General features: G+C 66.6%; 22 protein-coding genes, 1 tRNA gene and 1 riboswitch. Of the genes, 12 read left to right on the top strand and 11 right to left on the bottom strand.

What is annotated here, in order from left to right; genetic code table 11:
• The first annotated feature begins 3 nt into the window (after positions 1–3).
• On the top strand, positions 4–1,392 hold the full coding sequence (locus tag XH87_RS14770; RefSeq protein ID WP_271587857.1) for an MFS transporter: 1,389 nt from the start codon (positions 4–6) through the stop codon (positions 1,390–1,392).
• Positions 1,393–1,565: 173 nt separating this feature from the next.
• On the opposite strand, the gene purH is transcribed toward XH87_RS14770, so the two are convergent.
• The 3 genes from purH to XH87_RS14755 form a co-directional block, all read right to left on the bottom strand.
• A complete protein-coding gene (gene purH, locus XH87_RS14765; protein WP_271587856.1) occupies positions 1,566–3,158 on the bottom strand; it encodes a bifunctional phosphoribosylaminoimidazolecarboxamide formyltransferase/IMP cyclohydrolase in 1,593 nt (530 codons plus the stop codon).
• A gap of 24 nt (positions 3,159–3,182) precedes the next feature.
• A riboswitch (ZMP/ZTP riboswitch) is annotated at positions 3,183–3,264 on the bottom strand.
• Between the two features lie 59 nt (positions 3,265–3,323).
• The gene (locus XH87_RS14760) at positions 3,324–5,042 is read right to left on the bottom strand and encodes a heparinase II/III family protein (protein WP_271587855.1); all 1,719 of its coding nucleotides are present in this window, start codon (positions 5,040–5,042) and stop codon (positions 3,324–3,326) included.
• Positions 5,043–5,197: 155 nt separating this feature from the next.
• The gene (locus tag XH87_RS14755) at positions 5,198–6,544 is read right to left on the bottom strand and encodes an RsmB/NOP family class I SAM-dependent RNA methyltransferase (protein ID WP_271587854.1); all 1,347 of its coding nucleotides are present in this window, start codon (positions 6,542–6,544) and stop codon (positions 5,198–5,200) included.
• A gap of 188 nt (positions 6,545–6,732) precedes the next feature.
• Here XH87_RS14755 and XH87_RS14750 point away from each other — a divergent pair, with 188 nt between their 5' ends.
• Both XH87_RS14750 and XH87_RS14745 read left to right on the top strand, forming a co-directional pair.
• Complete coding sequence (locus XH87_RS14750) at positions 6,733–6,933, top strand: DUF1674 domain-containing protein (RefSeq protein WP_271587853.1); 201 nt, start codon at positions 6,733–6,735, stop codon at positions 6,931–6,933.
• Between the two features lie 70 nt (positions 6,934–7,003).
• On the top strand, positions 7,004–7,594 hold the full coding sequence (locus tag XH87_RS14745) for a thermonuclease family protein (protein WP_271587852.1): 591 nt from the start codon (positions 7,004–7,006) through the stop codon (positions 7,592–7,594).
• A 51-nt stretch (positions 7,595–7,645) separates the two neighbouring features.
• On the opposite strand, the gene XH87_RS14740 is transcribed toward XH87_RS14745, so the two are convergent.
• Complete coding sequence (locus XH87_RS14740) at positions 7,646–8,161, bottom strand: L,D-transpeptidase (protein WP_158671039.1); 516 nt, start codon at positions 8,159–8,161, stop codon at positions 7,646–7,648.
• A gap of 437 nt (positions 8,162–8,598) precedes the next feature.
• Positions 8,599–10,545, bottom strand: coding sequence for an acetate--CoA ligase (gene acs / locus XH87_RS14735; RefSeq protein ID WP_271587851.1), 1,947 nt, complete (start codon positions 10,543–10,545; stop codon positions 8,599–8,601).
• A gap of 398 nt (positions 10,546–10,943) precedes the next feature.
• Between acs and XH87_RS14730 the strand changes: the two genes are divergently transcribed.
• Positions 10,944–12,113: a DNA topoisomerase IB gene (locus XH87_RS14730; protein ID WP_271587850.1), complete on the top strand. Its 1,170-nt coding sequence runs from the start codon at positions 10,944–10,946 to the stop codon at positions 12,111–12,113.
• A gap of 11 nt (positions 12,114–12,124) precedes the next feature.
• Here the strand turns inward: XH87_RS14730 and XH87_RS14725 are convergent, their stop codons facing one another.
• Positions 12,125–12,571, bottom strand: a complete 447-nt coding sequence (locus XH87_RS14725; protein ID WP_271587849.1) for an SRPBCC family protein — start codon at positions 12,569–12,571, stop codon at positions 12,125–12,127.
• 100 nt (positions 12,572–12,671) lie between these two features.
• Between XH87_RS14725 and XH87_RS14720 the strand changes: the two genes are divergently transcribed.
• Positions 12,672–13,775 carry an adenylate/guanylate cyclase domain-containing protein gene (locus XH87_RS14720; protein ID WP_271587988.1) on the top strand — a complete coding sequence of 368 codons (1,104 nt, stop codon included), beginning with the start codon at positions 12,672–12,674 and terminating at the stop codon, positions 13,773–13,775.
• Between the two features lie 68 nt (positions 13,776–13,843).
• Here the strand turns inward: XH87_RS14720 and XH87_RS14715 are convergent, their stop codons facing one another.
• The 3 genes from XH87_RS14715 to tsaD are packed head-to-tail and all read right to left on the bottom strand — an operon-like array spanning position 13,844 to position 16,310.
• The gene (locus tag XH87_RS14715) at positions 13,844–14,257 is read right to left on the bottom strand and encodes an EVE domain-containing protein (RefSeq protein ID WP_035703132.1); all 414 of its coding nucleotides are present in this window, start codon (positions 14,255–14,257) and stop codon (positions 13,844–13,846) included.
• 2 nt (positions 14,258–14,259) lie between these two features.
• On the bottom strand, positions 14,260–15,240 hold the full coding sequence (locus XH87_RS14710; RefSeq protein WP_271587848.1) for an NAD(P)H-dependent glycerol-3-phosphate dehydrogenase: 981 nt from the start codon (positions 15,238–15,240) through the stop codon (positions 14,260–14,262).
• A gap of 2 nt (positions 15,241–15,242) precedes the next feature.
• Positions 15,243–16,310, bottom strand: coding sequence for a tRNA (adenosine(37)-N6)-threonylcarbamoyltransferase complex transferase subunit TsaD (gene tsaD / locus XH87_RS14705; protein WP_271587987.1), 1,068 nt, complete (start codon positions 16,308–16,310; stop codon positions 15,243–15,245).
• A 156-nt stretch (positions 16,311–16,466) separates the two neighbouring features.
• On the opposite strand from tsaD, the gene XH87_RS14700 reads away from it, so the two are divergent.
• The 5 genes from XH87_RS14700 to XH87_RS14680 all read left to right on the top strand — a co-directional run bounded on the left by XH87_RS14700 (position 16,467) and on the right by XH87_RS14680 (position 21,090).
• Positions 16,467–17,210 (top strand): uroporphyrinogen-III synthase, encoded by a 744-nt coding sequence (locus XH87_RS14700; RefSeq protein ID WP_271587847.1) that lies wholly within the window; start codon positions 16,467–16,469, stop codon positions 17,208–17,210.
• Positions 17,211–17,274: 64 nt separating this feature from the next.
• Positions 17,275–18,543 (top strand): COG4223 family protein, encoded by a 1,269-nt coding sequence (locus tag XH87_RS14695; protein WP_271587846.1) that lies wholly within the window; start codon positions 17,275–17,277, stop codon positions 18,541–18,543.
• A 36-nt stretch (positions 18,544–18,579) separates the two neighbouring features.
• A complete protein-coding gene (locus tag XH87_RS14690) occupies positions 18,580–20,352 on the top strand; it encodes a heme biosynthesis HemY N-terminal domain-containing protein (protein ID WP_271587845.1) in 1,773 nt (590 codons plus the stop codon).
• Positions 20,353–20,450: 98 nt separating this feature from the next.
• A tRNA-Thr gene (locus XH87_RS14685) sits at positions 20,451–20,526 on the top strand.
• 171 nt (positions 20,527–20,697) lie between these two features.
• The gene (locus tag XH87_RS14680; RefSeq protein ID WP_271587844.1) at positions 20,698–21,090 is read left to right on the top strand and encodes a hypothetical protein; all 393 of its coding nucleotides are present in this window, start codon (positions 20,698–20,700) and stop codon (positions 21,088–21,090) included.
• 294 nt (positions 21,091–21,384) lie between these two features.
• On the opposite strand, the gene XH87_RS14675 is transcribed toward XH87_RS14680, so the two are convergent.
• Positions 21,385–22,440: a polysaccharide deacetylase family protein gene (locus XH87_RS14675; RefSeq protein WP_271587843.1), complete on the bottom strand. Its 1,056-nt coding sequence runs from the start codon at positions 22,438–22,440 to the stop codon at positions 21,385–21,387.
• A 253-nt stretch (positions 22,441–22,693) separates the two neighbouring features.
• On the opposite strand from XH87_RS14675, the gene XH87_RS14670 reads away from it, so the two are divergent.
• Together XH87_RS14670 and XH87_RS14665 are read left to right on the top strand one after the other, a co-directional pair.
• Positions 22,694–23,002, top strand: a complete 309-nt coding sequence (locus XH87_RS14670) for a hypothetical protein (RefSeq protein WP_271587842.1) — start codon at positions 22,694–22,696, stop codon at positions 23,000–23,002.
• A 171-nt stretch (positions 23,003–23,173) separates the two neighbouring features.
• Positions 23,174–23,389, top strand: a complete 216-nt coding sequence (locus XH87_RS14665; RefSeq protein ID WP_035703114.1) for a hypothetical protein — start codon at positions 23,174–23,176, stop codon at positions 23,387–23,389.
• A gap of 116 nt (positions 23,390–23,505) precedes the next feature.
• Here XH87_RS14665 and XH87_RS14660 read toward each other — a convergent pair whose 3' ends face one another.
• The gene (locus XH87_RS14660) at positions 23,506–25,194 is read right to left on the bottom strand and encodes an MFS transporter (RefSeq protein ID WP_271587841.1); all 1,689 of its coding nucleotides are present in this window, start codon (positions 25,192–25,194) and stop codon (positions 23,506–23,508) included.
• Positions 25,195–25,204 lie beyond the last annotated feature (10 nt).

The raw sequence follows: 25,204 nt of genomic DNA, 5'->3' as shown, positions 1-25,204 counted from the left end.
GTGATGACGACGATCGCCCCTGATGCGCGCATGGCCGGCGCGCCGCGGACCTATCCGCCGCGTGCCGCCGTCGTCAGCTGGATCTTCTTCGACTGGGCCGCGCAGCCCTATTTCACGCTGATCACGACCTTCGTATTCGCGCCCTATTTCGCCACCAGCGTCGCGCCAAATCCCGCCGCCGGCCAGTCGCTGTGGGGCTTTGCAATGGCCGCCGCGGGCCTTGCGATCGCCTTGCTGTCGCCGGTGCTGGGGGCCATCGCGGATGCATCGGGCCGCAGGAAACCATGGATCGCGGGATTCGGCGCGGTGCTGGTGCTGGCATCCTGCACGCTGTGGATCGGCAAACCCGGCGATTACGCCATCATTCCCTCGCTGCTCACCGCGGTCGCGCTTGCCAGCGTCGGTGCGGAGTTCGCCACCGTCTTCAACAATGCGATGATGCCGACCCTGGTGCCGCCGGAGCGCATCGGCCGGCTCTCCGGCACCGGCTGGGCGACCGGCTACGTCGGCGGCATCGTCAGCCTGATCATCGTTCTCGGCTTCCTCGCCGCAAATCCCGAGACCGGTCGCACGCTGCTGGGCTTCACGCCGCTGTTCGGGCTCGACCCCGCCACTCACCAGGGCGACCGCGCCGCGGGACCACTGACCGGGCTGTGGTTCATCATCTTCGTGACGCCGATGTTCCTGTTCACGCCGGATTATCCGGCGAAGCGTCCGCTGCGCGAAGCGCTGCGCGAAGGTCTGTCCGAGCTGAAGCAATCGATCAAAGGCCTGCCCAAGCGGAAATCGCTCGCGGCATTCCTGCTCGCCAACATGATCTACACCGATGGTCTGGTGTCGCTGTTCGCGTTTGGCGGCATCTATGCGGCCGGTACGTTCGGCTGGCACACGATCCAGATCGGCACCTTCGGCATCATGCTCGCGATTGCCGGCGCGTTCGGCGCATGGTTCGGCGGCAAGCTCGACGATCGTCTCGGGCCGAAGCGCGTCATCGCCGGCACTCTGCTGGTCCTGCTGCTGGCCGTGGCCGCGATCCTTATGGTCGACAAGGATAGCGTCCTGTTCGTCAAGGTCGCGCCGCCGCAAGCAGGTGCTCCCCTGTTCTCGAGCGCGGCCGAGCGCGCCTATCTCGTGCTGGGCTGCCTGATCGGTGCGGCCGGCGGCCCGCTGCAGGCCGCCTCACGCACGCTATTGATCCGCCTCGCACCGAAGGATCGCATCGCGCAGTATTTCGGCCTGTTTGCATTGACCGGGAAGGTGACGTCCTTCATCGGACCGCTCTTGATCGGCATGATCACCGCGGTGACTGCGAGCCAGAAGGCCGGCATGGCCGTGCTGGTCGTGTTCTTCGTTGCGGGGCTGGGGCTGTTGATGCGGGTGAAGCAGTCCTAACTCTCGCCGTCGCCCCTGCGAACGCAGGGACCCATTACCCCAAGAGGAAATACAGCGCGAGACCGGTCACTCCGAGTCCTCGCCAGACTTCTCCCTGTCGCGACCGCGACGAGCGCAAGCGCTCGCGCTGAGGTCCCGGATCTGCGCGTCGCTTGTCCGGGACGACAGCAAGCTCAATGCCGGAAGTGCCGCGTTCCCGTGAATACCATGGCGATGCCATGCTCGTCGGCGGCCTTGATCACCTCGTCGTCGCGCATGGAGCCTCCGGGCTGCACCACGGCGGTGGCGCCGGCCTCGATGCAGGCGAGCATGCCATCGGCGAACGGGAAGAATGCATCCGACGCCACGACCGAGCCCTTGGTCAGCGGCTCGGCGAGCTTCAGCTCGACGGCGGCATCCTGCGCCTTGCGCGCTGCGATGCGCGCTGAATCCACGCGGCTCATCTGACCCGCGCCGATGCCGACGGTGGCGAGATCCTTGGCGTAGATGATGGTGTTGGACTTGACGTGTTTTGCCACCCGGAACGCGAACTTCAGGTCGCGCATTTCCGCGTCGGTCGGTGCGCGCCTGGTCACAACCTTGAACGTCATGTCGTCGACCACGGCGTTGTCGCGGCTCTGCACGAGGAGGCCGCCGGCCACCGTCTTGGCGGTCAAGCCCGGGGCGCGCGGATCGGGCAGGCTGCCGGCGAGCAGCAGGCGCAGGTTCTTCTTGCCGCCGATGATGGCGATCGCCTCCTCGGTCGCGTCGGGTGCGATGATCACCTCGGTGAAGATCTTGGTGATCTCGCGCGCGGTGTCGGCGTCGAGCGCGCGGTTCATTGCGATGATGCCGCCGAAGGCCGAGGTCGAATCGCAGGCCAGCGCCTTGCGGTAGGCGTCGACGAGGTTAGAGCCTTCGGCGACGCCGCAGGGATTGGCATGCTTGACGATGACGCAGGCCGCGGTGCGCTTGGTGTCGAACTCGCCGATGCACTCATAGGCGGCGTCGGTGTCGTTGATGTTGTTGTAGGAGAGCTCCTTGCCCTGGAGCTGCCGTGCGGTGGAGACGCCCGGGCGCTTGTCGGGCGTCGCGTAGAACGCCGCGGTCTGATGCGGGTTCTCGCCATAGCGCAGCGACTGGATCAGCCGGCCGCCGAAGGCGCGGAAGTCGGGCGCGTTGATCTCGAGCTGGCGGTTGAACCAGTTCGAGATCGCGGCATCATACGCCGCGGTCCGGGCATAGGCCTTCGCGGCCAGGCGCCGGCGCAGCTTCAGCGTGGTCGCGCCCTTGTTGGCGGCGAGCTCGTCGAGCACGGCCTGATAGTCCTGCGCCTCGACCACGACAGCGACATCGTCATGGTTCTTTGCGGCCGCGCGGATCATCGCGGGGCCGCCGATGTCGATGTTCTCGATGCAGTCTTCGAAGCCGGCGCCTTTGTCGACGGTCGCCTCGAACGGATAGAGATTGACGACGAGGAGATCGATCGGCGCGATGCCGTGCGCCTTCATCGCCTCCGCGTGTTCCTTGTTGTCCCGGATCGCAAGCAGGCCGCCATGCACCTTCGGATGCAGCGTCTTGACGCGGCCGTCCATCATCTCGGGGAAGCCGGTGAGGTCGGAGACGTCCTTCACCTTGAGGCCGGCCGCGGCAATGGTCTTGGCGGTGCCGCCGGTCGAGATCAGCTCGACATCGTGCGCGGCCAGCGCCTTGGCGAACTCGATCAGGCCGGTCTTGTCGGAAACGGAGAGAAGCGCACGGGTAACGCGGCGGGGATGGTCAGTCATGAGCAAGATCCTCTGTTCAGGGAGTGTCTATGCCCAGGCGCGCGGCGGATATGTCCCGCGCTTCCCGATGGTGCTCCATCCAAGGTCGCCAGTCGCGCGAGCGAGGGCTCGATAGCAGCTTTCGGCCGCTTTCACAACGACGAGATAGGGCCGGATCGCGCCTGTTTACAGCGGAAGTTCCGGCTCGCGGCGAGCGTTGCGGCGGGCATTGGTGACGGCCGGTGAAGCCGTGGAGCGGACAAAGCTCCAGCGGATCGAGGGCGCCTGCCGCGCGTCCTGGCGGATCACGATCTGCGCGGTGCGGCGTGGCCCGTCATTGCCGGCCAGGAACACGCTGTCCTCGAGGTCGACCTTGTCGTCGAGCGCCTCGAAGGTCCAGACGTCGCGGTTCGGCAGCACCAGCATGACGCCGCGGGCATCCGACAGCCGGCTCGCCTTCACTGCCGGATGCAGATGGAAGCGCAGCGCGAAATCGGCATCCGCGCCCTTGAAGCGCCCGCCCTGGGGCGGCGACAGCGTGTCCTCGCCGTCGATACGCGCGCCGTCAGTGGCGATCATCAGCATGCGGCGGTGGATCGCGCCGAACTTGGCGAGATAGCCGTCGTGCGAGGTCGTAAGCAGCGTGCCGCTCTGCACGATCTCGCGATAACTCTCGACCTCGACCGGTCCGCTGGTGACGGGCGAGCCGTGCAGCAGGCGCTTCATCGCCGACATCTCCACAAATTGGCACGAGGAGGTGTCGTGATAGGTCAGCGTCGAATGCGCCGCCGTGCTGCGCGCGAACGGCCGCCAATTGTCGCGGCCCGTGGTCGGCATGCCGCAATTGGTGACGATGCGGCTGATGCCGGACGACAGTTCGAACGACAGACAGCCGGCATGGGCGTCGTGGCTGACGCCGGCCGGCGGCGGTGGGCCGGTGTCGATGATCACAGTGGTCTGGCCGGCATCGAGGCGCTGGAAGCCGGTATGCGGCATGTTCGCCATCGGCGCGCCGTGGGTGTCGTCATAGGCGAGCAGCGTGGCGAGCAGGTCCGAAGAGGTCGCGCTCATGCCGTTGAACAGGGCGAAATTGCCGTCGCCGTGCCGGAAGAAGCGCAGCATCGGCATCATGCGGTCGATTGCGTTGAGCAGCGCCGGCGGTGGCGCGATGTTACGCGCAGCAAAGGTCTGCCGCAGTGGCAGCAGGTCGATCAGGAGTTCGATCAGCGCGCCCGGGTTGCGGGAGATGTGGCCGCCATCGGGCAGGATCTGCCGCTGCAATTCGTCCGACAGCTTCTTCGAGGCGCTGCGGATGTGACGCGCCTGGTTGGCGAGACACAGGGCCGCATAGCACAGTGCGATCAGCACCTGGAGCTTCGGCACCCCGTCCGGAATGTCGACCATGGTGTAGCGCAGGAAGCGGATCTCGCGGGCGAGCGCGCGCAAGTAGCGGCGGTAGAATTTGTTGTCGGTCTCGCCCAGCACCAGCGGCGCCTGCGACAGCAGCGAGATCACGCGGCGGGCCAGCACGTCGGCACGGCGCGCGACGGGGCGGCGCTTGTTGGCGGGGTTGGCGATCCAGTCCTCGATGAGCGCGCGCGCATTCGCTCGCGTCAGCGCAGTGTCGGCGGCGCGCAAATGACGCAACCAGCCGAAGCCGAGCAGCGCGACTTCCCAATCCTCCGACGGCGGCTCGAGATCGAAGATCGAGCGGCCGTGGCAATTGACGATCTTGCCGGCGAAGACGAAGCGGCCGGCATAGATCTCGGCGGCGCGGGTCGCGTCCGCGGTGCGCAAGTCGTGCGGCGCGATGATCAGCCGGTCGGTGCGGCCGGGCCAGACCCGCGACAAAGCAACGGAACCGCCGCTCGCGCGCGCGAGCATGTTCCGCGCGAAGCGGTTCATGACCAGCGTCGAGATATGTCTGCGTTGAGCGACCGACACGCCTTGCCTTGATGGGGGAGAGGATTAGCGACGAATCCTTCTTAATCCCAAATTCGAGCGGCCGACACCACCTTGAAAGGGTGCGAATCAGCGCCGTCGCAAAAACCGGTGCAAAATCAGGATTTAACGAGCCGTGCTGCGTAGAATCCGTCGAGCCCGCCGAGCTTGGGATCGACATTCGGGAGATGGCTGGGCAGGGTGCGCAGGTCTCCCTCGGCGGTGATGATCTCGGAGAGACCCGACACCTCGGACGCCTCGATCGGCACCCGGCGCAGGCCGGCCTCCGCGGCCAGCAGCGTGGCGATCGCCTGCTCGCCCTCTTCGGGTTCCAGCGAACAGGTGCAGTAGACCAGCGTCCCGCCGGGCTTGAGCAGCGAGACGGATTTCTTCAGCAGCCGCTGCTGAAGCGCGGACAGGGCGGCGATGTCGGATTCCTGCCGGAGCCATGCGACGTCGGGATGTCGCCGGATCGTGCCGGTCGAGGTGCAGGGCGCGTCGATCAGGATGCCGTCGAAACCCTCGGCTGGGCCGGCCCACTCCACGGCGTCGGCAACGACGGTCTCAGCCTGGAGCGACAATCGCATCAGATTTTCGCGCAGGCGCGCCACCCGGGCCGGTGAGCGGTCGATCGCCGTGACATGCGCGCCTGATAGTGCCAGCTGCGCGGTCTTGCCGCCCGGGGCGGCGCAGAGATCGGCAATGGATTTGCCTTTGACGTCACCGAACAGCCGCGCGGGCAGCGCGGCAGCGGCGTCCTGCACCCACCATTGTCCTTCGGCGAAGCCGGGCAGCATCGTCACGGAACCGTGCAGCAGCATCCGCACCGTTCCCGTCGGCAGTGTCTCGCCATGCAGGCGGCTCGCCCATTGTGCGGGATCCGACTTCACCGTCAGATCGAGCGACGGCTCATGGCCGAGCGCCAGCGCCATGTCTCGTGCGGTCGCCTCGCCATAATGCGCGGTCCAGCGCGCGAGCAGCCATGGCGGCAGATCGAGCGATTGCGTCGCGACTTCCTCGACCAGCCCCTTGCCCTCGCGCGCGCAGCGGCGCAGCACGGCGTTGACGAGGCCGGCATAGCGCGCGGCGCGGCGGTCGGATTGCACGAGGCGAACGGAGAGATCGACCGCAGCGTGATCCGGCACGTCCATCCAGAGGATCTGCGCCGCGCCGATCAGGAGCGCACTCTGCGCGCGCGGCGCGTCGGAGGGAATGCCCTTGTCGAGCAGGCGGGACAGCACATGGCCGAGCGTGCCGAGCCGGCGCAGCACCGTGGCGACGAGGCGCCGCATCAGCGCGCGGTCGCGATCGGCCAGCGTCTTCAGTCCGGGATGGGCGCCGCCGCCGTCGAGCTGGTCATCAAGCGTGCGGTGCTTGTGCAGCACGCCGTCGACGATGTCGGCGGCTATCCGCCGTGCCGCAAGACCGGGCACTTCGGATGGGGGGACGAAACGTTGAGATGGCATACGGAAGCAAGGTTCTGAGCGAGCGGCAGTTCCGCCGCAATGGCGCATGCCTTGAGAGACTGATCTCTGACACGCGAATATGCCAAATGTAAGAATGGCCCCTCGCGATTGGAGCCCGCAATGACCATTTCAGCAATGCGTTATTGGACCTCGCCCTTTCCGTGATCTTGCGTTAGGAACCCGCCGAGATGAGTGACCAGCCCGCCCTTCCCGATCGCAAGCCGCTGCCGCCGGCCGCCCAGCGGGCGTTGGCCGAAGCCGAAGCGCGCCGGCGGGCTGCGGCGGCCGCGCATGCCGAAGCTGCGCCGAAGGAGTTGCAGGGGCCGAAGGGACCGGAGCCAACCCGTTACGGCGATTGGGAGCGTAAAGGCATCGCTTCGGACTTCTGAGGCGCCGCTTTACGTGCGCTCCTCACAAGCCACCTTGCCGGTTCGGCCGACTCAGCCCTAGCGTGCGCGGATGTCGCGCTTCGATCCCAGCCGTCCATACCGGACTTCATACAGCGGCTCGCCGTTCGGCCGTCGCTTCTCCGGACTGTTGCCGTGGATGTTCGTGGTCGGCGTTGCGACGGCCATCGTGCTCGGCTTCCGCCAGGGAACGATCTGGCCCATCCCGCATGTGGATGACGAACAATCGCGCGATGCCGAAATCATCCTGCGGCAACCCGGCAATTCCGATGCGAGACAACCGGTCGAGGTCGTCCGCACCATCGACGGTGACACTTTCCTCGCGCGCGTGCATCTGCGCGACGGCCGCGATCTCGTCGCACGTGTCCGTCTGCGCGGCATCGATGCGCCCGAGATGAAAGCATCCTGCCGGGACGAGCTGGACAAGGCCGAGGCCGCCGGCGATGCGTTGCGCAACCTGCTCGGCCAGGGCGGCGTGATGGTCTATAATCTTGGTCAGGACAAATACGGCCGCGTTCTCGCCGATGTTGCCACCAGGCGCACCGCCAACGTCTCGGCTGCGCTGCTCGCGAGCGGTTATGTGCGCAGCTACAATGGCGGCCATCGCGACGGCTGGTGCGCGCGGCGCTGGCGCTTCTGGTAACAAAAAAGCCGCGTCGCAATACGCGGCTTTTATCTCGACTGATTCAGGCGATCAGCGCGTCACGACCACCGTCGTGCCGACGGAGACGCGGCCGTAGAGATCGGTAATGTCGTCGTTGAGCATGCGGATGCAACCATAGGAGACGAAGCCGCCGATCGAGCCCGGGACGTTGGTGCCGTGAATGGCATATTCGCCGCCGGCCAGAGTCATCGCCGCGACACCCATAGGGTTGCGCGGCGAGCCGCCCGGAATGACGTCGGGAATATTCGGCTTGTCGCGCTTCACCTCGGCGGGCGGCGCCCAGGCCGGATTGAGATACTTGCCGTCGATCTTCGTCGTGCCGGCCCATTGCTTGCCGGCCTTGCCGACGCCGACCGGATAGCGCACGGCGTGGCCGTTATCGAGGATCAGATAAAGCCGCCGCTCGCTGGTTTTGACCACGATGGTGCCCGGCGAGTAGTCGGCCAGGTGGGTCCCCACCATTTCCGGCCGTGCCTCTGCCGCTGTCGACATCAAGACCCCAACCCCGATGGTGGCGGCCAGCGTCACCGCAATCCTCATCGACATCGATGCTTCCCCTTGCCCCAAACGGATCGTCCAAAATTACGCAGAACCCGGCAATCTCCGCCGCGTCAGGCCCTCGTTAGCGCTCATTCTTAGCCGCGCCTGTTAACCGGATGGTTTCCACGCGCGCTAGCCGAGGGCCAGCCAGCGGCGGGAACAAAGGAAATGTTCGAAATAAAGTAAATAACCTGAAAACAACACTTTCCGGGAAAGATGCTGGCCGCACGGGTGCGCGCGCTGACAAGAGCGTGAGGATGTGAACGGCTGTTGGCTGTTAGGGGGCGCGACACGCGGACTTGTGTCCCGGACAAGGCGCGGCGCGTAGCGCCGCGACGCAGAGCCGGGACCCAGCTCTTTACTTTATGCGGATAGATGGGCCCCGGCCCAGCAGCGCATCGTTGAAGTGCGCGCTGCGCTGCGTCCGGGGCACGAGAGCGTCCTTACGCCGACTTCCGGTTCTGCCGGTTCTTGACGAGGTCGTCGACCACCGCGGGATCGGCCAGGGTCGACGTATCGCCCAGGCTGCCGGGCTCGTCTTCGGCGATCTTGCGCAGGATGCGGCGCATGATCTTGCCGGAGCGGGTCTTTGGCAGGCCCGGCGCGAACTGGATCTGGTCGGGCGAAGCGATCGGGCCGATCTCCTTGCGCACCCAGGTGACGAGCTCCTTGCGCAGGTCCTCGGTCGGCTGGACGCCGGACATCAGGGTGACGTAGGCGTAGATGCCCTGGCCCTTGATGTCGTGCGGGAAGCCGACCACTGCCGCCTCCGACACCTTCTCGTGCGCGACCAGCGCGCTCTCCACTTCAGCGGTGCCCATGCGATGACCGGAGACGTTGATGACGTCGTCGACGCGGCCGGTGATCCAGTAATAGCCGTCGGCGTCGCGCCGGCAGCCGTCGCCGGTGAAATACTTGCCCTTGTAGGTCGAGAAATAGGTCTGCTCGAAGCGGGCGTGGTCGCCGTAGACCGTGCGCATCTGACCGGGCCAGGACCGCGTCAGGCAGAGATTGCCGGTGGTTTCGCCCTCCAGAACATTGCCGTCGGCGTCGACGATCTCAGGCACCACGCCGAAGAACGGCTGCGTCGCCGAGCCCGGCTTGAGCCTGGTTGCGCCCGGCAGCGGGGTGATCAGGATACCGCCGGTCTCGGTCTGCCACCAGGTGTCGACGATCGGGCAGCGATCATCGCCGACGACGCGGTGATACCACTCCCAGGCTTCCGGATTGATGGGCTCGCCGACCGAGCCGAGCAGGCGGAGCGAGGCGCGCGAGGTCTTCTTCACAGGCTCGTCGCCGCCCTGCATCAGTGCGCGGATCGCAGTCGGCGCGGTGTAGAAGATGTTGACCTTGTGCTTGTCGATGACGTTCCAGAATCGCGAATTATCCGGGTAATTGGGCACGCCTTCGAACATCAGCGTGGTCGCGCCGTTCGCCAGCGGCCCGTAGAGGATGTAGCTGTGGCCGGTGACCCAGCCGACGTCGGCGGTGCACCAGTAGATGTCGCCGTCGTGATAGTCGAAGACGTATTGGTGCGTCATCGAGGCGAACACGAGATAGCCGGCCGTGGTGTGCAGCACACCCTTGGGCTGGCCGGTCGAGCCAGAGGTGTAGAGGATGAACAGCGGGTCCTCGGCGTGCATGTGCTCGACCGGGCATTCCGTCGTCACCATGGCGGCGGCCTCGTGGTACCAGAGGTCGCGCGTCGGGTTCATGTCGACCTTGCCGCCGGTGCGCTTGACCACGACGACCCAGTCGACGCCGTCGGCCTTGGCGAGCGCCGCGTCGACATTGGCCTTCAGCGGCACCTTCTTGCCGCCGCGCAGGCCTTCGTCAGCGGTGATGATCACCTTGGACTGGCAGTCGTTGATGCGCTGGGCGAGGCTGTCCGGCGAGAAGCCCGCGAACACCACGGAGTGGATCGCGCCGATGCGTGCGCAGGCCAGCATCGCATAGGCGGCCTCGGGAATCATCGGCAGGTAGATGGTGACGCGGTCGCCCTTCTTGACGTTGCGGGTGCGCAGGATGTTGGCCATCCGGCAGACCTCGTCGTGCAACTCCTTGTAGGTGATGTGTTTGGACTGCGAGGGGTCGTCGCCTTCCCAGATGATCGCCGTCTGGTTGGCGCGCGTGTGAAGATGCCGGTCGATGCAATTGTGAGCGACGTTGAGGATGCCGTCCTCGAACCATTTGATCGAGATGTTGCCGGGCGCGAACGAGACGTTCTCGATCTTCGTCGGCGCCTTCATCCAGTCGATGCGCTTGGCCTGCTCAGCCCAGAAACCATTCGGGTCCGAGATGGAGCGAGCATACATCTCCTTGTACTTGGCCTGGTCGACCCAGGCGCGCTTCGCCCACTCCGCGGGGACATCATAGATCTTCTCGGACATGCTTTCCCTCCACATACGGCAGGCCGACGCCGGCGATCGGCGAGCCGACTTGATCATTGACTGATTATGCGTCGGGCTAACCGCACCCGACAAGGAGCACAAGCTGGACCTTCGGCGGGCCGCCGGCCATGCGGAGGATCAAGGCCACTGCCGCGATTGTCGCAGATCTGAAACAGGCCTGCGGGCTGCCTTTGGGCTCTTGTCTGGATGCGCGAACAGGCCGGTGCAGAGCCCTCATGCTGCAGGAGAGGTATTTAGAAACCTCTTCTCACTGATTCGGGACTCGCAATACGGTTCGGAACACCCTAAATGGCCAACCCGGGTCCAAAGAGACCCCTCGGAACAAAAATCAGAACGACGGCATTGATCGACAACAAACAGGGCTAAGGCATAAGACTATGATGGATCAGCAGAATCTCGGGACGATGCGGCCCGCTTCAGCCGATCCTGCGGCCATTGCACTGGCCAGAGCCCTCGGACAATGGCCGAAACCGGCCCCTTTCAGGCGCCCGAGCCCGAAGAAGGTCTTCGACACGGCGCCCGCGGCGACGGTCGAGGCGCTCGCCAAGGAGCTCGGCCTGCGGCTCGGCGACCAGAACGAGCTGACCATCCGCCGAATCAAGCGCGGCAAGGGCTACTCCTTCGTCCGTCCCAACGGAGCGCACATCCGTGACGCCCGCACCATCCGCCGGCTGCATGCGATGGCGGTGCCGCCGGCCTATCGCGAGGTGCGCTACTCCGCCGATCCCAATTCGCACCTTCAGGCCGTGGGCCGCGACGCCGCGGGCCGGCTGCAATATCGCTATCACGCCGATTGGGAGAAGGTCCGCGAGCACCGTAAGGCGCATCGCCTGGAAAAGCTCGTCGGCGCACTGCCAAAAATCCGGCGCAAGGTCTCTGCGTTCCTGTCGGGCGATGAGCCGACGCGCGAATTCGCGCTCTCGGCCGTGATCGAACTGATCGCCCGCACCGCGATCCGTCCGGGCAACGAATCCTATGCCCGCCTCAACGGAACCCGCGGCGCCACCACGCTGCTGAAGTCCAACGTCACGCTGGAAGACGACAGCTTCGTGCTGACCTTCAAGGCAAAAGGCGGCAAGGCGGTGCGCAAGGAGTGCGACGCGGCCAAGCTGGTGCGCGCCATCGGAATTTTGCGCGGCGTTCCCGGCAAGCGCATGTTCCAGTATCGCGATGCCTACGGCATCGTCCGTGCGGTCAACACCACGCAGGTCAATGCGTTTCTGCGCGAGATCGCCGGCATCAAGATCTCGCTGAAGGATTTTCGTACGCTGATGGCCTCCGCCGTCGTGGTGGAATCGCTGTCGCGGATCACGCCGGCGACCAGCCAGCGCGGCCGCAAGAAGCAGGTGCTGGACGCAATCCGCGCCGCCGCGGACAAGCTCTCCAACACGCCGGCGATCTGCCGCAAGAGCTACGTCCACGACACCATCGTCACGGCTTTCGAGGACGGCATCCTCGAGCGCTTCGCCGCGACCATGAAGGGCCAGCGCTCGCAGGCGAGGCGCGAGCAGCTTCTGGCGCAGGTGGTGGCGACGGCCGCGGTCTGACCTGCCCGTTGCTACGAAACGCCCCTGTCCGGACCGGGATCACCGCCTGCGGCCGCGGTGGTGAGTCGTTCCAGATAATGCGACCAGCCTTTCGCGTGGGCGGCGGCCTGCGCTTCGCTCGGCAGGCCGCTATGGGTCATGCGCAGCAGCGTGCCGCCGTCGCGCTCGATCAGGTCGATCTCGATCAGGCTCGAGCCGGGCGGCACTTCCTGGCCACCCTCCCAGCCGAACGTGTAGGCCAGACGATGCACCGGCACGACCTCGCGGAACGCGCCGCGGGCGACGCCGTCGCGCGGGCCGACGCCTTTGAGCAGATAAAGACCGCCGGGATACGGCTCCGTGGTCGCGTCAGCGCCCATCCAGCTCAGGATCTTCTCGGGGTCGGTGAGATAGGCAAAGACGGTGGCACGCGGGGCCGCGATCTGGGTTTCGCGTTGCACCATGAACGGCTGGGCCATTGGCGATCATCCCTGCGCTGACGTTGGGACATGGCGGCGCCGCGGCGCTCCGTCAAGGATTGCCGTGACAAAGACGGCTCTGCTTCGTCATCATCGGGCCATGCAGCTCTCCTCGACCCTCGCCTGGCTTGTCGATGCCGCCTCGGATTGTTCCGGGGCCGACCGCCTGCTCGCGGAACTCGGCACACATCTGGTCGCCGACGGCGTGCCGCTTGCGGCAGGCAGCCTCACGCTGGAGATACCGCATCCGCTGATCGCGAAGCGCACGTGGTTGTGGCGCGCCGACAGCGGTCAGGTGATCGAGGCACTCGGCTTCGCGCCTGGCGGGCTGGCGCCGGACCCGCCGAACGATGCCGGCCGCCGCTGGCTGCGCGACATCATTCGCGGCGAGGCGCACGAAGACATCGTCGGCCGGCCCGATGGGCCCCGACTCGGCTGGATCGGGCCGCGACCGTTCACTGCGGACGAGATCGAGCAATTGCGCCGGGCCGCGCGCTTTGCCGCGGCGCCCCTTGCCGTGCTCGCCGCGCGCGCCACGTTGCGCGCGACCTTGGATGCCTATCTCGGCAAGCGCAGTGCGGAGCGGGTGCTGGCGGCACCTCTGCGCCGCGATCTCGGCGAGACCATTCAGGCCGCACTGCTCTATGCGGACCTGCGCAACTTCACGGTCTTGTCGGAGACCACGCCGCCTGCCGATGTCATCGCGGCGCTCGACGCCTGGTTCGATCGCATTGCAGGCGCGGTTCACGCCTTTGGCGGCGAGGTGCTGAAATTCGTCGGCGACGGCGTCCTCGCGATTTTTCCGGTGATCGAGGCGTCGCCGCGCCGCGCCTGCGATGCCGCTCTCCGCGCGGCAAGCGCAGCCGAAGCCGGGATGGCCTATCTCAACAAGGAGCGCGGTGCCCAAGGACTGCCGCCTCTGTCATTCGGCGCCGCGCTCCATCTCGGCGAGATGCTCTGGGGCAACATCGGCGCCGCCAATCGGCTCGATTTCACCGCGATCGGTCCCGCCGTCAATCTCGCCAGCCGGCTCGAGGGGTTGTGCAAGACGCTCGGCAGGACGGTGCTGGTCTCGGGCGCCCTCGCCGCCGAGGCGGACATGCCGCTGATCGCGCTCGGATCGCATTTGCTGCGCGGCATAGCCGCGCCCTGCGAGGTGTTCACGCTGCCGGAGCCGCAGGTTCGAATATCGAAGCCCGCATGAGCGTAGCGACATGCGGGACCGGACTATCCCGGCTGTCGTTGCGCTCATCCGGGCTACAGTGCCTGCTCTTACATCCCGCCCATCTTGCAGACGAGCTTCCATTCTTCCGACGTCACCGGCTGCACCGAGAGGCGCGAATATTTCACCAAGGCCATGCCTTCGAGCTTCTTCTCGGCCTTGACCGCGGCCATCGTCACCGGCGTCTTCAAGGGCTTGTCGGCCTTGATGTCGACGCAGACGAATTTGCCGGTCTTGTCGGTCGGATCGGGATAGGCCTCCTTGATGATCTCGGCGATGCCGACGATCTCCTTGCCCTCGTTCGAATGATAGAAGAACGCCTTGTCGCCCTTCTTCATGTTCACGAGGTTCTGGCGCGCGGTGAAATTGCGCACGCCGGTCCAGGCCTCGCCCTTGGCGCCCTTCGCAACCTGCTGGTCCCAGGACCAGACCGACGGTTCGGATTTCACCAGCCAGTACGCCATGCTCATTCCTCTGCCTTGAAGGGACGCGACATCAGCCCCGAGATCGCGGCATCGATCGTGCTTGCGCCGCTCAGGATCGCCGCGACCGCTTCTGATACCGGCAACTCGATGTCTTGCGAAGCGGCGAGTTCGATCAGCACGGGTGCCGTGAACTCGCCCTCGGCGAGCTTGCCGGCGGGAGGCTGCTCGCCGCGCCCGAGCGCGAGCCCGAGCGCGAAGTTGCGCGATTGCGGGCTCGAGCAGGTCAGGATCAAATCGCCGAGGCCTGACAGGCCGGTGAGCGTCTCGCTGCGCGCGCCGAGCGCTCGGCCGAGGCGCGTCAGCTCGGCAAAGCCGCGGGTCGTGAGCGCAGCCTGGGCGGAGGCGCCGAGCTTGCGCCCGACCGCAATGCCGACTGCGATCGCCAGCACGTTCTTGGCCGCACCGCCGATCTCGACACCCCGGATGTCCGTGGAGTGATAGGGGCGGAACGTCGGCGAGCCCAGTGCCTGCACGAGCGCGCGCGCCAGCGCCTCATCGCTTGCCGCCAGGGTCACTGCCGTCGGCAGGCCGCGCGCGACGTCGTCGGCAAAGCTCGGGCCCGACAGGATCGCCGGCTGCGCGCCCGGTGCAGCCTCGGCGATCACGTCGGTCATGAACTTGTGGGTGCCGTGTTCGATGCCCTTGGCGCAGGCGACGATCGGCACCGGCCTCGAAACACGCGAGGCCAGCATGTTGACAGCACCGCGCAGATGCTGCGCAGGCGTTGCGATCAACAGCATGTCGGCGCGCGCGGCAAACGCCAGCTCGCCCGTGACGACAATCTCCGGAGCGAGCCGCACGCCGGGCAGCCGCGGATTGTCGCGGCTCGACGCAATCCGCGCGGCATGTTCCGCATTGCGAGCCCAGAGCGTGACGGTCCGCCCGGCTCGCGCTGCCACCGTCGCCAGCGCCGTACCCCAGGCGCCCGCGCCGATCACCGCAACGGATTGCAGCGCGGTCATCGCTAAAATCCCGCCCGCGTATTGCCGTAACCTGCGGGCGCCGTCGCGTTGGCGTCGAGCAGCCATCGTGCGCGCGGCTGCGCTTGCATCGTGTCGGTCAGGCCGAGCGCGAGGCGCTCGGCGCCGGCCCAGGCGATCATCGCGCCATTGTCGGTGCAGAGCGCCGGCGGCGGTATGATCAATTGCGTCCCGGCTTGCCGCGCCACGTCGTCGAGGGCGCCGCGGATCGCCTGATTGGCGGCGACGCCGCCGGCAGCGACCAGCGCACGCGGCGCGCCGAACCGTTCGCGGAAAAGCCTGAGGCCGACGTTCAACCGATCCGCCGTCGAGTCGAGCACGGCGGCCTGAAAGCTCGCGCAGAGATCGCTGATGTCCTGTGGCGTGATCTCGGCCAACCGGCTCGCTTCGGTGCGCACCGCCGTCTTCAATCCCGACAGCGAGAAATTGGCATCGGGGCGTCCCTGCATCGGCCGCGGAAACGCAAAGCGCGTGGCATCGCCGCCTGCCGCCGCACGCTCGACCTGCGGTCCGCCGGGATAGGGCAGCCCCAGCATCTTCGCGACCTTGTCGAAGGCCTCGCCGATCGCGTCGTCGACCGTGGTGCCGAGCCGCACATACTGGCCGACACCGGTGACCGCGACGATCTGGGTGTGGCCGCCGGAGGCGAGAAAGAGGCAATAGGGAAATTCGATTCGGTCGGTGAGGCGCGGCGTCAGCGCATGCGCTTCGAGATGGTTCACTGCGACCAGCGGCGTGTCGTGCACCATTGCGATCGCCTTCGCGGTGGTCAGCCCGACGATGACGCCGCCGATCAGGCCCGGCCCTGCGGCGGCCGCGACGCCATTGAGCTGGGCGAAGCCAATGCCGGCCTCGCGCATGGCGCGATCGATGATGCCGTCGAGCAGATCGACATGCGCGCGCGCGGCGATCTCCGGCACCACGCCGCCGAAGCGGGCATGTTCCTCGATCTGCGACCGCACGATGTTGGACAGGATCTTGCCGCTGCCGTCGCTCGCCCGCTCGATCACGGCCGCGGCGGTCTCGTCGCAGGTGGTTTCTATGCCCAGCACCAGCATTGGCGAATTGTTATCCAATTTGCGCCCTTGCGCTCATCCGTAAAGCAGAGTTCTGGTAGGTCCGGTAGCATCCCGGGGTCGGCTTGCGCAATCGTCACGCGCAGCTGTCCGGGTCATGCATCACCGCCACGCGGCTCGGGAACACCAGCAATGTCCATTCTTGTCACACGGCCGCATCCCGACAATGAGGCGACGGCGGAAAGTCTGCGCGCGCGAGGACATGCGGTGCTGCTTGCGCCGGTGCTCAAGTTCGAGCCTGCCGCGTTCCATGGCGAGAGTGAAGCTCCCTACGGTGCCGTTCTCGTCACATCGGCCAACGCGATCCGCGCCGTTGCGCCGCAATTGCCGGACCTCGGTGTCCTGGAGCTGCCTTTGTTTGCGGTCGGCGAACATACGGCTGCTGCGGCGCGCGAGGCCGGTTTCACCGAGGTGATCGTCGCTGGCGGCGATGCCGCCTCCTTGTGCGACAAGGTGATGCAGAGCGCGCGCGAGAGGGTGCTGAAGAAGAGCACGCTGCTGTATCTCGCGGGCGCGGATCTGTCGCGCGACCTCGGCGGCGAACTCGGTGCGGAGGGCTTCCGCGTGGTCACGCAGACCACTTATCGCATGGCGCCGGTCAAGCATCTGCCGCGGGAGGTCTGCGAGGGCTTCGCCGCCCACGGGGTCGAGGCGGTGCTGCACTACTCCCGGCGCAGCGCACGTGCGTTCCTGGATGCGGCACGGGACGAAGGCGTCGAAATCTCGGCCCTGGCTATCCTGCATTGCTGCCTGTCCGAGACGGTTGCGGGCGTGCTGCGCGACGCCGGCGCGTCACAGGTTCTGGTGGCCGCAACACCGGACGAAAGTGCCTTATTCGACACCTTGGAGCGTGCGTTGCGCACCCGTTTGGCGTAAGAGGTCGGGCCGAATCCGACGCATCGAGTTCACCCGGGTAATGGAAGTGTGAGGAACCGTCACGATGGCCGACGACAAGCCTGAAGATGCAGGATTGGCGCCCGACACGGGTCGTGCCAAGCGCACCCCGCCCACCATCGACCTTGAGGCGACCGAAGTCTCAACCCAGCCGCAGCAGGTCGCGGGTGAGCCCGAGGCGTCCGAGCAGGTCGCGCAGGAGCAGGCCAGGTTCGAAGAGCCCGGATCCGAGGAAATCAAGGCCGAGCCTCAGTCCGAGCCTGCAGAGGAGCAGGTTTCCGTCGGGGCCGCACCCGTGTCGGCGCCGATTTCCCCCTGGGTCATTGCGCCGTTCTCCGGAGCTGTCGCAGCGGCGGTCGTGATCGCGGTCGGCTGGATGCTGGGCTGGCCCGCGGTGCAGGCGCCGCCGGCCGCGCCTGAGGTCACCCGTGCGACAGTCGATGCGCTGAGCGCACGCGTTGCCGCGGTCGAAGCCAAGGCCGGCAAGCCCGCAGCCGATCCGGCCATGGCGGCGCGGATCGATGCGCTGGAAAAATCCGTGGGCAGTCTGCGCAGCGACATGGCCAATCTGCGTGCGCAGTCCGACAAGACTGCGAATGCACTGAACGACGCGAAAGCGGCGGCGCCTGCCGCAGCGCCGGATCTTGCCGCTGTCATCGACCGCATCGCTCAGCTCGAGCGCGCCGGCAAGACGGAGCGCGCCGAACTCGCGCAGCAGGGCGAGAAGATCGCCGACACCAGGACGGTGGATGACAAGCCACTCCGCCATGTGGTGGCCGCGGCCCTGCTCGACGTTGCCGTTCGCCATGGCGATCCCTATCAATCGCAGCTGGCCGCGGCGCGGTCGCTGGCGGCCAAGCCCGACATGCTGAAGCCGCTCGACATGTTTGCATCCTCCGGCATTCCGACGCCAGCCGCGCTGAGCCGCGAGCTCCTCAACATCGTGCCGAAGCTGTCGCCCCCGGCGGAAGCTCCGGCGAGCGACGCCGGCATCGTCGAGCGTCTCCAGGCCGGCGCGTCAAAACTCGTCCGCATCGAGCGCACCGACGGGGTCGGCAACGATCGCGGCGCCATCGTTGCGCGCGTGACAGCGGCTGCGCTCCGCAATGATTTCGCGGAAGCGCGGCGCGAGCTGAAGACTCTGCCCGAGGCCGATCGCGCCCCGGCGCAGGCCTGGCTCGCCAAGACCGATGCCCGGGACGCCGCGCTCGCGGCGTCCCGCAAATTCGCCGACGATGCCATGGCGGATCTCGCCAAGTCTGATCCGGCCAAGTCTGATCCGGCCAAGTCGGATCCGGTCAAGCCCCTTCAGTAAAGGTTCGCGCAACAATCGGCGCGTATAGGGATCGCCATGCTTCGCATCGTCCTTTTTCTCGTCCTGATCGCACTGGCGGCGGCCGGCGCGGCCTGGGTTGCCGATCAGCCCGGCGATCTGGTCCTGACCGCAGCTGGTTTCCGCATCTCGACGACGCTTCCGAGGTTCGTGTTCCTGCTTGGGCTCTTTGCCGCGGCCGTCGTGCTGGTCTGGAGCATCCTGACGATGATCTGGCGCACGCCGGGTCGCTTGCGCCGCCGCCGCCACGAAAAGCGCCAGGCGCGGGGACGTCATGCCATCACCCATGGCCTGCTCGCGATCGGCCATGGCGATCCTGCGCTCGCCCGCCGTCATGCCGAGGCGGCACGGCGGCACGCGCCGAACGATCCGCTCGCGCTGCTGCTGCACGCGCAGTCGGCCCAGCTCGAAGGCAATCGCGACGAGGCGCAGCGCGTCTTCCGCGTCATGGCCGAGCGCGAGGATACGCGGCTGCTCGGCCTGCGCGGCCTGTTCATCGAGGCGCAGCGTGCCGACGATGCGGTCGGCGCGGTGATGATCGCGGAGGAAGCGATCAAGCTGTCGCCGTCCTCGACCTGGGCCTCGCATGCGGTGCTCGGCTTCCGTTGCGCGCGCGGCGACTGGAGCGGCGCAGTCGCGATCCTCGACTCGAATCTGCGCGCGGGGCAGATCGACAAGCAGACCTATCGCCGGCAGCGCGGCGTCCTGCTCGCCGCGCGTGCGCTGGAATTGCAAACGATGGACCGCGACGTCGCGCGCGAGAGCGCGATGGAGGCGGTCAAGCTCGCGCCGACCCTGGTGCCGGCGGCGGTGCTGGCGGCAAAATTCGAGAGCGAGGCGCATCAGGTGCGCCGCGCCATGAAGCTGGTGGAAGCCGCCTGGCTCGCCAATCCGCATCCCGATCTGGCGGATGCCTATGCGCATGTGAAGCTCGGCGATACCGCGTGGCACCGCTTGCAGCGGGTCGAGACGCTCGCCGCGAAGACGCCGGCCGACAAGCCCGGTCATGTCGAAGGGCAGCTTGCGATCGCACGCGCCGCGATCGACGCCTCGGAGTTTGCCCGTGCGCGTGAGGTGCTCGCGCCTTATCTCAAGGATCCGACCCAGCGCGTCGCGCTGCTGATGGCCGAGATCGAGCGCACCGAGCATGGTGACGGCGGCCGCGCCCGCGCCTGGACCTTGCGCGCGGTGCGTGCCCGCCTCGATCCCGCCTGGACCGCGGACGGCTATGTCAGCGACCGCTGGCGTCCGGTCTCCCCGGTTACCGGCCGCCTCGATGCGTTCCAGTGGCAGACGCCGGTCGCGAGCCTGCCCTCGGACAAGGGCCCCACGATCGAATCCTCGGCCTTCGAGGAAGCGATGCTGGCCGCTCCGCCGCCGAAGCGGGTGGCTGCCGCTCCCAGCGAGGCTCCGGTGGAACCGCCGGTAACGGCCCCGGTGTCAGCGCCAGCCGCCCAGGACAATTCACCTCCTCAGGTCCAGGAGGTCGCCAGGGAGTCTGCGAAGGAGGAACCGGTGGTCACGCCCTCCGAGCCGGTGAATCCGGCGCCGGCGCCGGCCGAATCATCGCCGGCGGGGGCAACGCCGGTCTTCCGAACCCGGGCCGACCTCGGCAAGCCGGCATCGGCGCCGGTCCAGGCCGTCATCCCGATCGTCCGTGCACCGGATGATCCCGGAATCGACGACGACGGCCCGAGCGATGAATTTACGGAACAAATCGGCACGCCCAAGGCCCACCCAAAGGCCCAGGCCGGCGGCTGGCGCGGATTCTGGTCCCGCTGGGGCGCGTGAGCCGCATTTCAGGCCGCGCTTGTCCTTGCCAATTCGGGCCATGCCCGATATCAGGGGCGCGTATCGGGACCGGCATCGCCCAGGTCCCGGCAGGGTTCGCCGCAATAGCTCAGTCGGTAGAGCACGTCATTCGTAATGACGGGGTCGGGGGTTCGAATCCCTCTTGCGGCACCAGCGCTCAAGTGTCCAGCCCGAAGAGATTGGTTCATCCGATCCCTGCAAACGCGGAATTTTGACCAGCGCGTCAGCCTTCATGAGGCTCGTTCAGCTGGGTGATCGCGATCACATAATCTCGGACATGACTCCCCTAACGTCCCGGTCACGCCAAACACGGGGAGACTTCACATGCGCAAGATCATTCTGGTTGCCGCCATGCTGCTGGCTTCTGCGTCCGCCCATGCGGGCGCGTCTCGCGGTCTGTCGCTGGCCGCGGCGGGCGAACAGGCCTTCGCTCCGCAAACCACGACGCCGGCGAGCACCGCGATGACGCAGGTGAGCGAAGCCGCGCCGGCTACCGAGGCTCCGAAATATTCCGAGCGTCCGCCGGCAGTGTCGCTCTCCGCGCCGGCCGCGGCGAGCGCCCCGACGGTGACCACACCCACGACGACCTCCGCGCCGGTCACGACAGCCAGGCCCGCCACCAAGAGCGCGGCAGGAGCGGACAAGCCGAAGCACAAGCGCAGCTGGACCGAACGCCGCATCATCAGCGAGTTGCATCGTCACGGCATCTATTGGTGAGCCGCAGATCTGTACCTCAATCTCGCCGTCATGCCCGGGCTTGACCCACGGCTGTCCGGTTCAGAGATTCAAGAGTCGTTCCAAGTGGTTGAAATGCCTTCGGTTCAAAGTATTCGCTGGCACTCTGGACTTGCGAGTGTGAACCTGAATCATTTGAATCACTTGGGCCTCTGAACCGGACACCCGTGGGCTTGACCCGGGCATCCACGTCTTCGCCCCTGATCCAAACCCGTGGATGGCCGGAACAAGCCCGGCCATGACGCTAGTTGAAGCTATCTGAACGGATGGCAGTGCCTACTGCGACACCGTCTGCACCACGCTCGAGATCGGGCGTGCATTCGTGCCCGCCGTCGGCACCTTGAGCTCCTTCAGCAGCGCCTCGTCGTATTCCGGCAGCGTCTGGAAGCTCGTCTTGGCCTTCATCTGCACGACCTTGTAGCCGCCGGCCTTGAGCCGCGCGAGCAGCGCCGGCATGGCTTCGCCGGTGTGCTTCTGGAAGTCGTGCATCAGGATGATGCCCTTGCCGAGCTTGTCGAGCCTTCCCATCACGGTCTCGACGATCTTCTCGGGCGTCGCGCCCTTCCTAAAGTCGAAGGAATCGATGTCGGTCGAGAACATCGCGACGTTGCGGGTGCCGAAATAGGTCACCATCGCGGGATTGTGCTGGAGCTGCGGGAAGCGGAAGAACGGCGCCGGGTTGGTGCCGAGCGCGAATCGCACGGCGCTGAAGCCCTTCTCGACCTCGTCCTTGACCTGCTGCTCCGTCATCTTCTTGCTGTTGAGGTTGACATGCGACCAGGTGTGCGTGCCGACCGTGTGGCCCTGGGCCAGCACCTGCTTCAGGATTTCCGGATGATAGGTCGCGTGCTTGCCGACCGAGAAGAACAGGCCCTTGGTGCATTCATCCGCGAGCGCCTTCAGTACAGCGGGCGTGTTGACCGGCCACGGACCATCGTCGAAGGTCAGCACGACCTCCTTGTCGGCGAGGAAGTCGAACTGCTTGAAATGCTCGAAGCCGAAGCCCGGGCCGCCCGTGGTGTCGATCTCGACGACGCGGGACACACCCAGCGCGTTCGGATTGGCGCAGGCCTGTTTCGGCTGCACCGGCATGGTCGGGGCAGGCGCGGGTGCCGGAGCGGCTGCCGCCGGCTTGGCCGCGATCGTCGCGGTGGTCTCGACGTCATCCCTGGCGGCGAGCTTCGCCTGTGCCGGCAGTTGATCGGCGGCACGGGCGGCAACTGTCTTGGGAGCGCCCTGATCGGCGCGCGCGGAATAATAAAACCAACCGCCGGCGGCGATCACGACCGCCGCAACTACACTGGCCAGCATCAGGCCCAACGCATTACGCATCGCAACTCTTTCCAATTACGCAACCAAACCGGCGGAATCTTCCGCGCGACCAGCCATTAATGCGAACCAAGAGTTAACGTCACGCCAACACGACAGCGGTTGCGGAGGAATTTCAGTCGGGTGCGCCAAAGTGACCGGGATCACAGAGGATGGGTCTCCCGTGAGCGTCATCACAGTGGAAACGGTTTTGCCGGAGCATCGTGGCTCCCATCAACAACCGGCCCGTCTTCCGCGGTGCCAATGGGAGCTTCAAATGACCAGGTCTCTGAACGCCAAGTCGTTTACCAGCAAGATCCGCGACACCAGCCTGGCTCTGGGCTTGGTCGCCATCGTCTCGATCGCTTCGACGAGTGCCAGCTTCGCCTTCTCGGCCGAGGCGCAGCAGATGTGCACCGGCGATGCCTTCCGTCTGTGCTCGGCGGAGATCCCCAACATCCCGAAGATCACGGCGTGCATGATCAAGCATCGTTCGGATCTGAGCGCCGGCTGCCGCGCGGTGATGGACAAGGACCTCGCCAAGGGCGCCTCACGCAAGGTCGCTGACGCCCAGGACAAGCAGTAGGAGCGCGCAACCGGGATCGTTGCGCCGGTCAGCTCCCCTCGCGACGGGCCCCGGCGTCAAGCCGCGGGCCGCGCGCCGGCGCTCGGCCCGCTTGGCAATAAAGCCGTTGCAGCGTCGGGACCGCCGCACTAGCTTCGCCCGCACTTTTTTTGCGCTGCGAGGCATTACGCGATGGCCAGATTTCTTTTCATCATATCTTTGCTCATGTGCGCATCGGGCGCGTCGGCGCAGCAGCAGGCCGGCCACGATGCCTGCGCGCGCGACGTCACCCGCTTCTGCCGCGCGGTGATGAACAATGGCGATAGCGCCGTGCTCGCCTGCCTGAAGCAGCACCGCGCCCGCCTCAGCAAGGCCTGCGACAAGATGCTGACGGAGCATGGGCAGTGATCGTCATTCCGGGGTGCGCCGTTCGGCGCGAGCCCGGAATCCATCGAACGACAAGCTCCTGAGATAAATGGATTCCGGGTTCACGCCTAACGGCGCGCCTCGGAATGACGAGAGACCTACGTACTGCTCCCCGCCGCGGTCGCGACCACCGGCAGCACCTCGCTATTGGCGCGGTCCGGCGTGTCGTCCTTCCAGCGCACCGAGCCGAATGGACGTTCGAGCATGCGGCGGATCCGCACCGGCTCGGGTCCGATGTGAAAATCGATCGCCTGCTGATGCAGCGCGCGTTCGGACTGGGTCGAGCGGTTGCGCTGACGCAGATAGTCGAACCAGGTCGGACAGTGATAGCGCTCGGTCCACAATTCCGGATCGGCGATGTCGCGTGCGATCGACCAGCCATAGGCGCCGTTGCGCTGGCGCGAGAGCTGCACGTCCTGCATCACGTTGTGGAACGCGCGCGCGTTCTCCTGGGCGACCCGGTATTCGATCTCGACCACCAGGGGCCCACTACGCCCGGTGAGCGACAGCTTCACCTCGGGATCGGCGAGCACCTCGGCATCCTCGTTGCGGGCGCCGACGCGCGGCATTGCAAGCCAGATGCCGAGCAGCGGCGAGATCAGCATCAGGCCTGCCGCCGTCAGCAATGCGATCTCGACGCCGGCATAGTCGGTGAGATGGCCCCAGCCCCAGGCGCCGATCGCGATGCCGCCGGAGATCGAGGCCTGGAACGCCGCGAGCGAGCGGCCCGCGACCCAGCGCGGCGCCGACAGCTGCACGCCGATGTTGAACAGCGCGATCGCAGCCATCCAGACCGCTCCGGCCAGGACCAGCGCGGTTGCCGTCAGCACCGGCTCCGAGCTCAGGGCGAGGGCGGCCATCGCAAACGCCATCGAGATGGTGCAGGCGCGGATCGCGGCCTCGCCGCTCATGCGCTTGCGCAATTCGTGGATGTTGAGTGCGCCGATCACCGCGCCCATGCCGAAGGCGCCGAGCATGATGCCATAGGTCTGCGCGCCGCCATGCAAGAGGTCGCGTGCGACCAGCGGCATCAGCGCCATCACGGCGCCGCCGATCAGACCCATCACCAGCGTGCGCAACAGCACGATCTTGATCGGCGGCGAATTGGTGATGTAGCGGAAGCCCGAGACCATGGCGCGGTTGAGCTTTTCCCGCGGCAGGCGCGAGGGCTCGACCGCGCGGCGCCAGAGCAGCAGCACCACCAGCAGCGGCAGATAGAGGATCGCATTGCAGGCGAACGCGGCGACGGCGCCGAGTGCGGCGACGATGACGCCGCCGACCGCGGGACCGAAGCTGCGCGCGATGTTGTAGCTGATGCCGTTCAGCGCGACGGCCGAAGGCAGTGCATCGGGCGGCACCTGTTCGCTGACCGAGGATTGCCAGGCCGGACCGAACAGCGCGTTGCCGCTGCCGACGACGAAACAGAAGGCGAGCAGCGCTTCCGGGGTGATGAGCTTGAGCCCGGCCAGGATCGTGAGCGCCGTCGCGCCGGTCAGCGCGATCGACAGCGAGACCAGGGTCACGATGCGGCGGTCATACATGTCGGCGATGGCGCCCGCGGGCATCGAGATCAGCATGATCGGCAGCATCAGGGCGGTCTGCACCAGCGCCACCTGGTCGGCCGACGCCGCCATCTGCGTCATTGCCCAGGCTGCGCCGACGCCCTGAATCAGGAGGCCGAGATTGGAGAGCAGGCTGGCGAGCCAGATGCGCCGGAACAATGTGTACCGCAGGGGCGCAGTGATGCCGGTGGCGGCCATTTTCTGGCGGTTCGGCTGCTCGGTCATATCCCCTTCC

Source organism: Bradyrhizobium sp. CCBAU 53415 (assembly GCF_028128735.1).
Lineage (GTDB): Bacteria > Pseudomonadota > Alphaproteobacteria > Rhizobiales > Xanthobacteraceae > Bradyrhizobium.
This window is presented reverse-complemented; position numbering and strand designations above follow the sequence as displayed.

Excerpts from the sequence above, each read along its gene's own strand:
- XH87_RS14670 (WP_271587842.1), top strand. The coding sequence starts at position 22,694 with ATGACCAGGTCTCTGAACGCCAAGTCGTTTACCAGCAAGATCCGCGAC.
- XH87_RS14695 (WP_271587846.1), top strand. The coding sequence starts at position 17,275 with ATGGCCGACGACAAGCCTGAAGATGCAGGATTGGCGCCCGACACGGGT.
- XH87_RS14675 (WP_271587843.1), bottom strand. The coding sequence starts at position 22,440 with ATGCGTAATGCGTTGGGCCTGATGCTGGCCAGTGTAGTTGCGGCGGTC.
- XH87_RS14665 (WP_035703114.1), top strand. The coding sequence starts at position 23,174 with ATGGCCAGATTTCTTTTCATCATATCTTTGCTCATGTGCGCATCGGGC.
- XH87_RS14725 (WP_271587849.1), bottom strand. The coding sequence starts at position 12,571 with ATGGCCCAGCCGTTCATGGTGCAACGCGAAACCCAGATCGCGGCCCCG.
- XH87_RS14720 (WP_271587988.1), top strand. The coding sequence starts at position 12,672 with ATGCAGCTCTCCTCGACCCTCGCCTGGCTTGTCGATGCCGCCTCGGAT.
- XH87_RS14740 (WP_158671039.1), bottom strand. The coding sequence starts at position 8,161 with ATGTCGATGAGGATTGCGGTGACGCTGGCCGCCACCATCGGGGTTGGG.
- acs (WP_271587851.1), bottom strand. The coding sequence starts at position 10,545 with ATGTCCGAGAAGATCTATGATGTCCCCGCGGAGTGGGCGAAGCGCGCC.
- XH87_RS14690 (WP_271587845.1), top strand. The coding sequence starts at position 18,580 with ATGCTTCGCATCGTCCTTTTTCTCGTCCTGATCGCACTGGCGGCGGCC.
- XH87_RS14770 (WP_271587857.1), top strand. The coding sequence starts at position 4 with ATGACGACGATCGCCCCTGATGCGCGCATGGCCGGCGCGCCGCGGACC.
- XH87_RS14750 (WP_271587853.1), top strand. The coding sequence starts at position 6,733 with ATGAGTGACCAGCCCGCCCTTCCCGATCGCAAGCCGCTGCCGCCGGCC.
- purH (WP_271587856.1), bottom strand. The coding sequence starts at position 3,158 with ATGACTGACCATCCCCGCCGCGTTACCCGTGCGCTTCTCTCCGTTTCC.
- XH87_RS14760 (WP_271587855.1), bottom strand. The coding sequence starts at position 5,042 with ATGAACCGCTTCGCGCGGAACATGCTCGCGCGCGCGAGCGGCGGTTCC.
- XH87_RS14755 (WP_271587854.1), bottom strand. The coding sequence starts at position 6,544 with ATGCCATCTCAACGTTTCGTCCCCCCATCCGAAGTGCCCGGTCTTGCG.
- XH87_RS14730 (WP_271587850.1), top strand. The coding sequence starts at position 10,944 with ATGATGGATCAGCAGAATCTCGGGACGATGCGGCCCGCTTCAGCCGAT.
- XH87_RS14715 (WP_035703132.1), bottom strand. The coding sequence starts at position 14,257 with ATGGCGTACTGGCTGGTGAAATCCGAACCGTCGGTCTGGTCCTGGGAC.
- XH87_RS14680 (WP_271587844.1), top strand. The coding sequence starts at position 20,698 with ATGCGCAAGATCATTCTGGTTGCCGCCATGCTGCTGGCTTCTGCGTCC.
- XH87_RS14710 (WP_271587848.1), bottom strand. The coding sequence starts at position 15,240 with ATGACCGCGCTGCAATCCGTTGCGGTGATCGGCGCGGGCGCCTGGGGT.
- XH87_RS14745 (WP_271587852.1), top strand. The coding sequence starts at position 7,004 with ATGTCGCGCTTCGATCCCAGCCGTCCATACCGGACTTCATACAGCGGC.
- XH87_RS14660 (WP_271587841.1), bottom strand. The coding sequence starts at position 25,194 with ATGACCGAGCAGCCGAACCGCCAGAAAATGGCCGCCACCGGCATCACT.
- XH87_RS14700 (WP_271587847.1), top strand. The coding sequence starts at position 16,467 with ATGTCCATTCTTGTCACACGGCCGCATCCCGACAATGAGGCGACGGCG.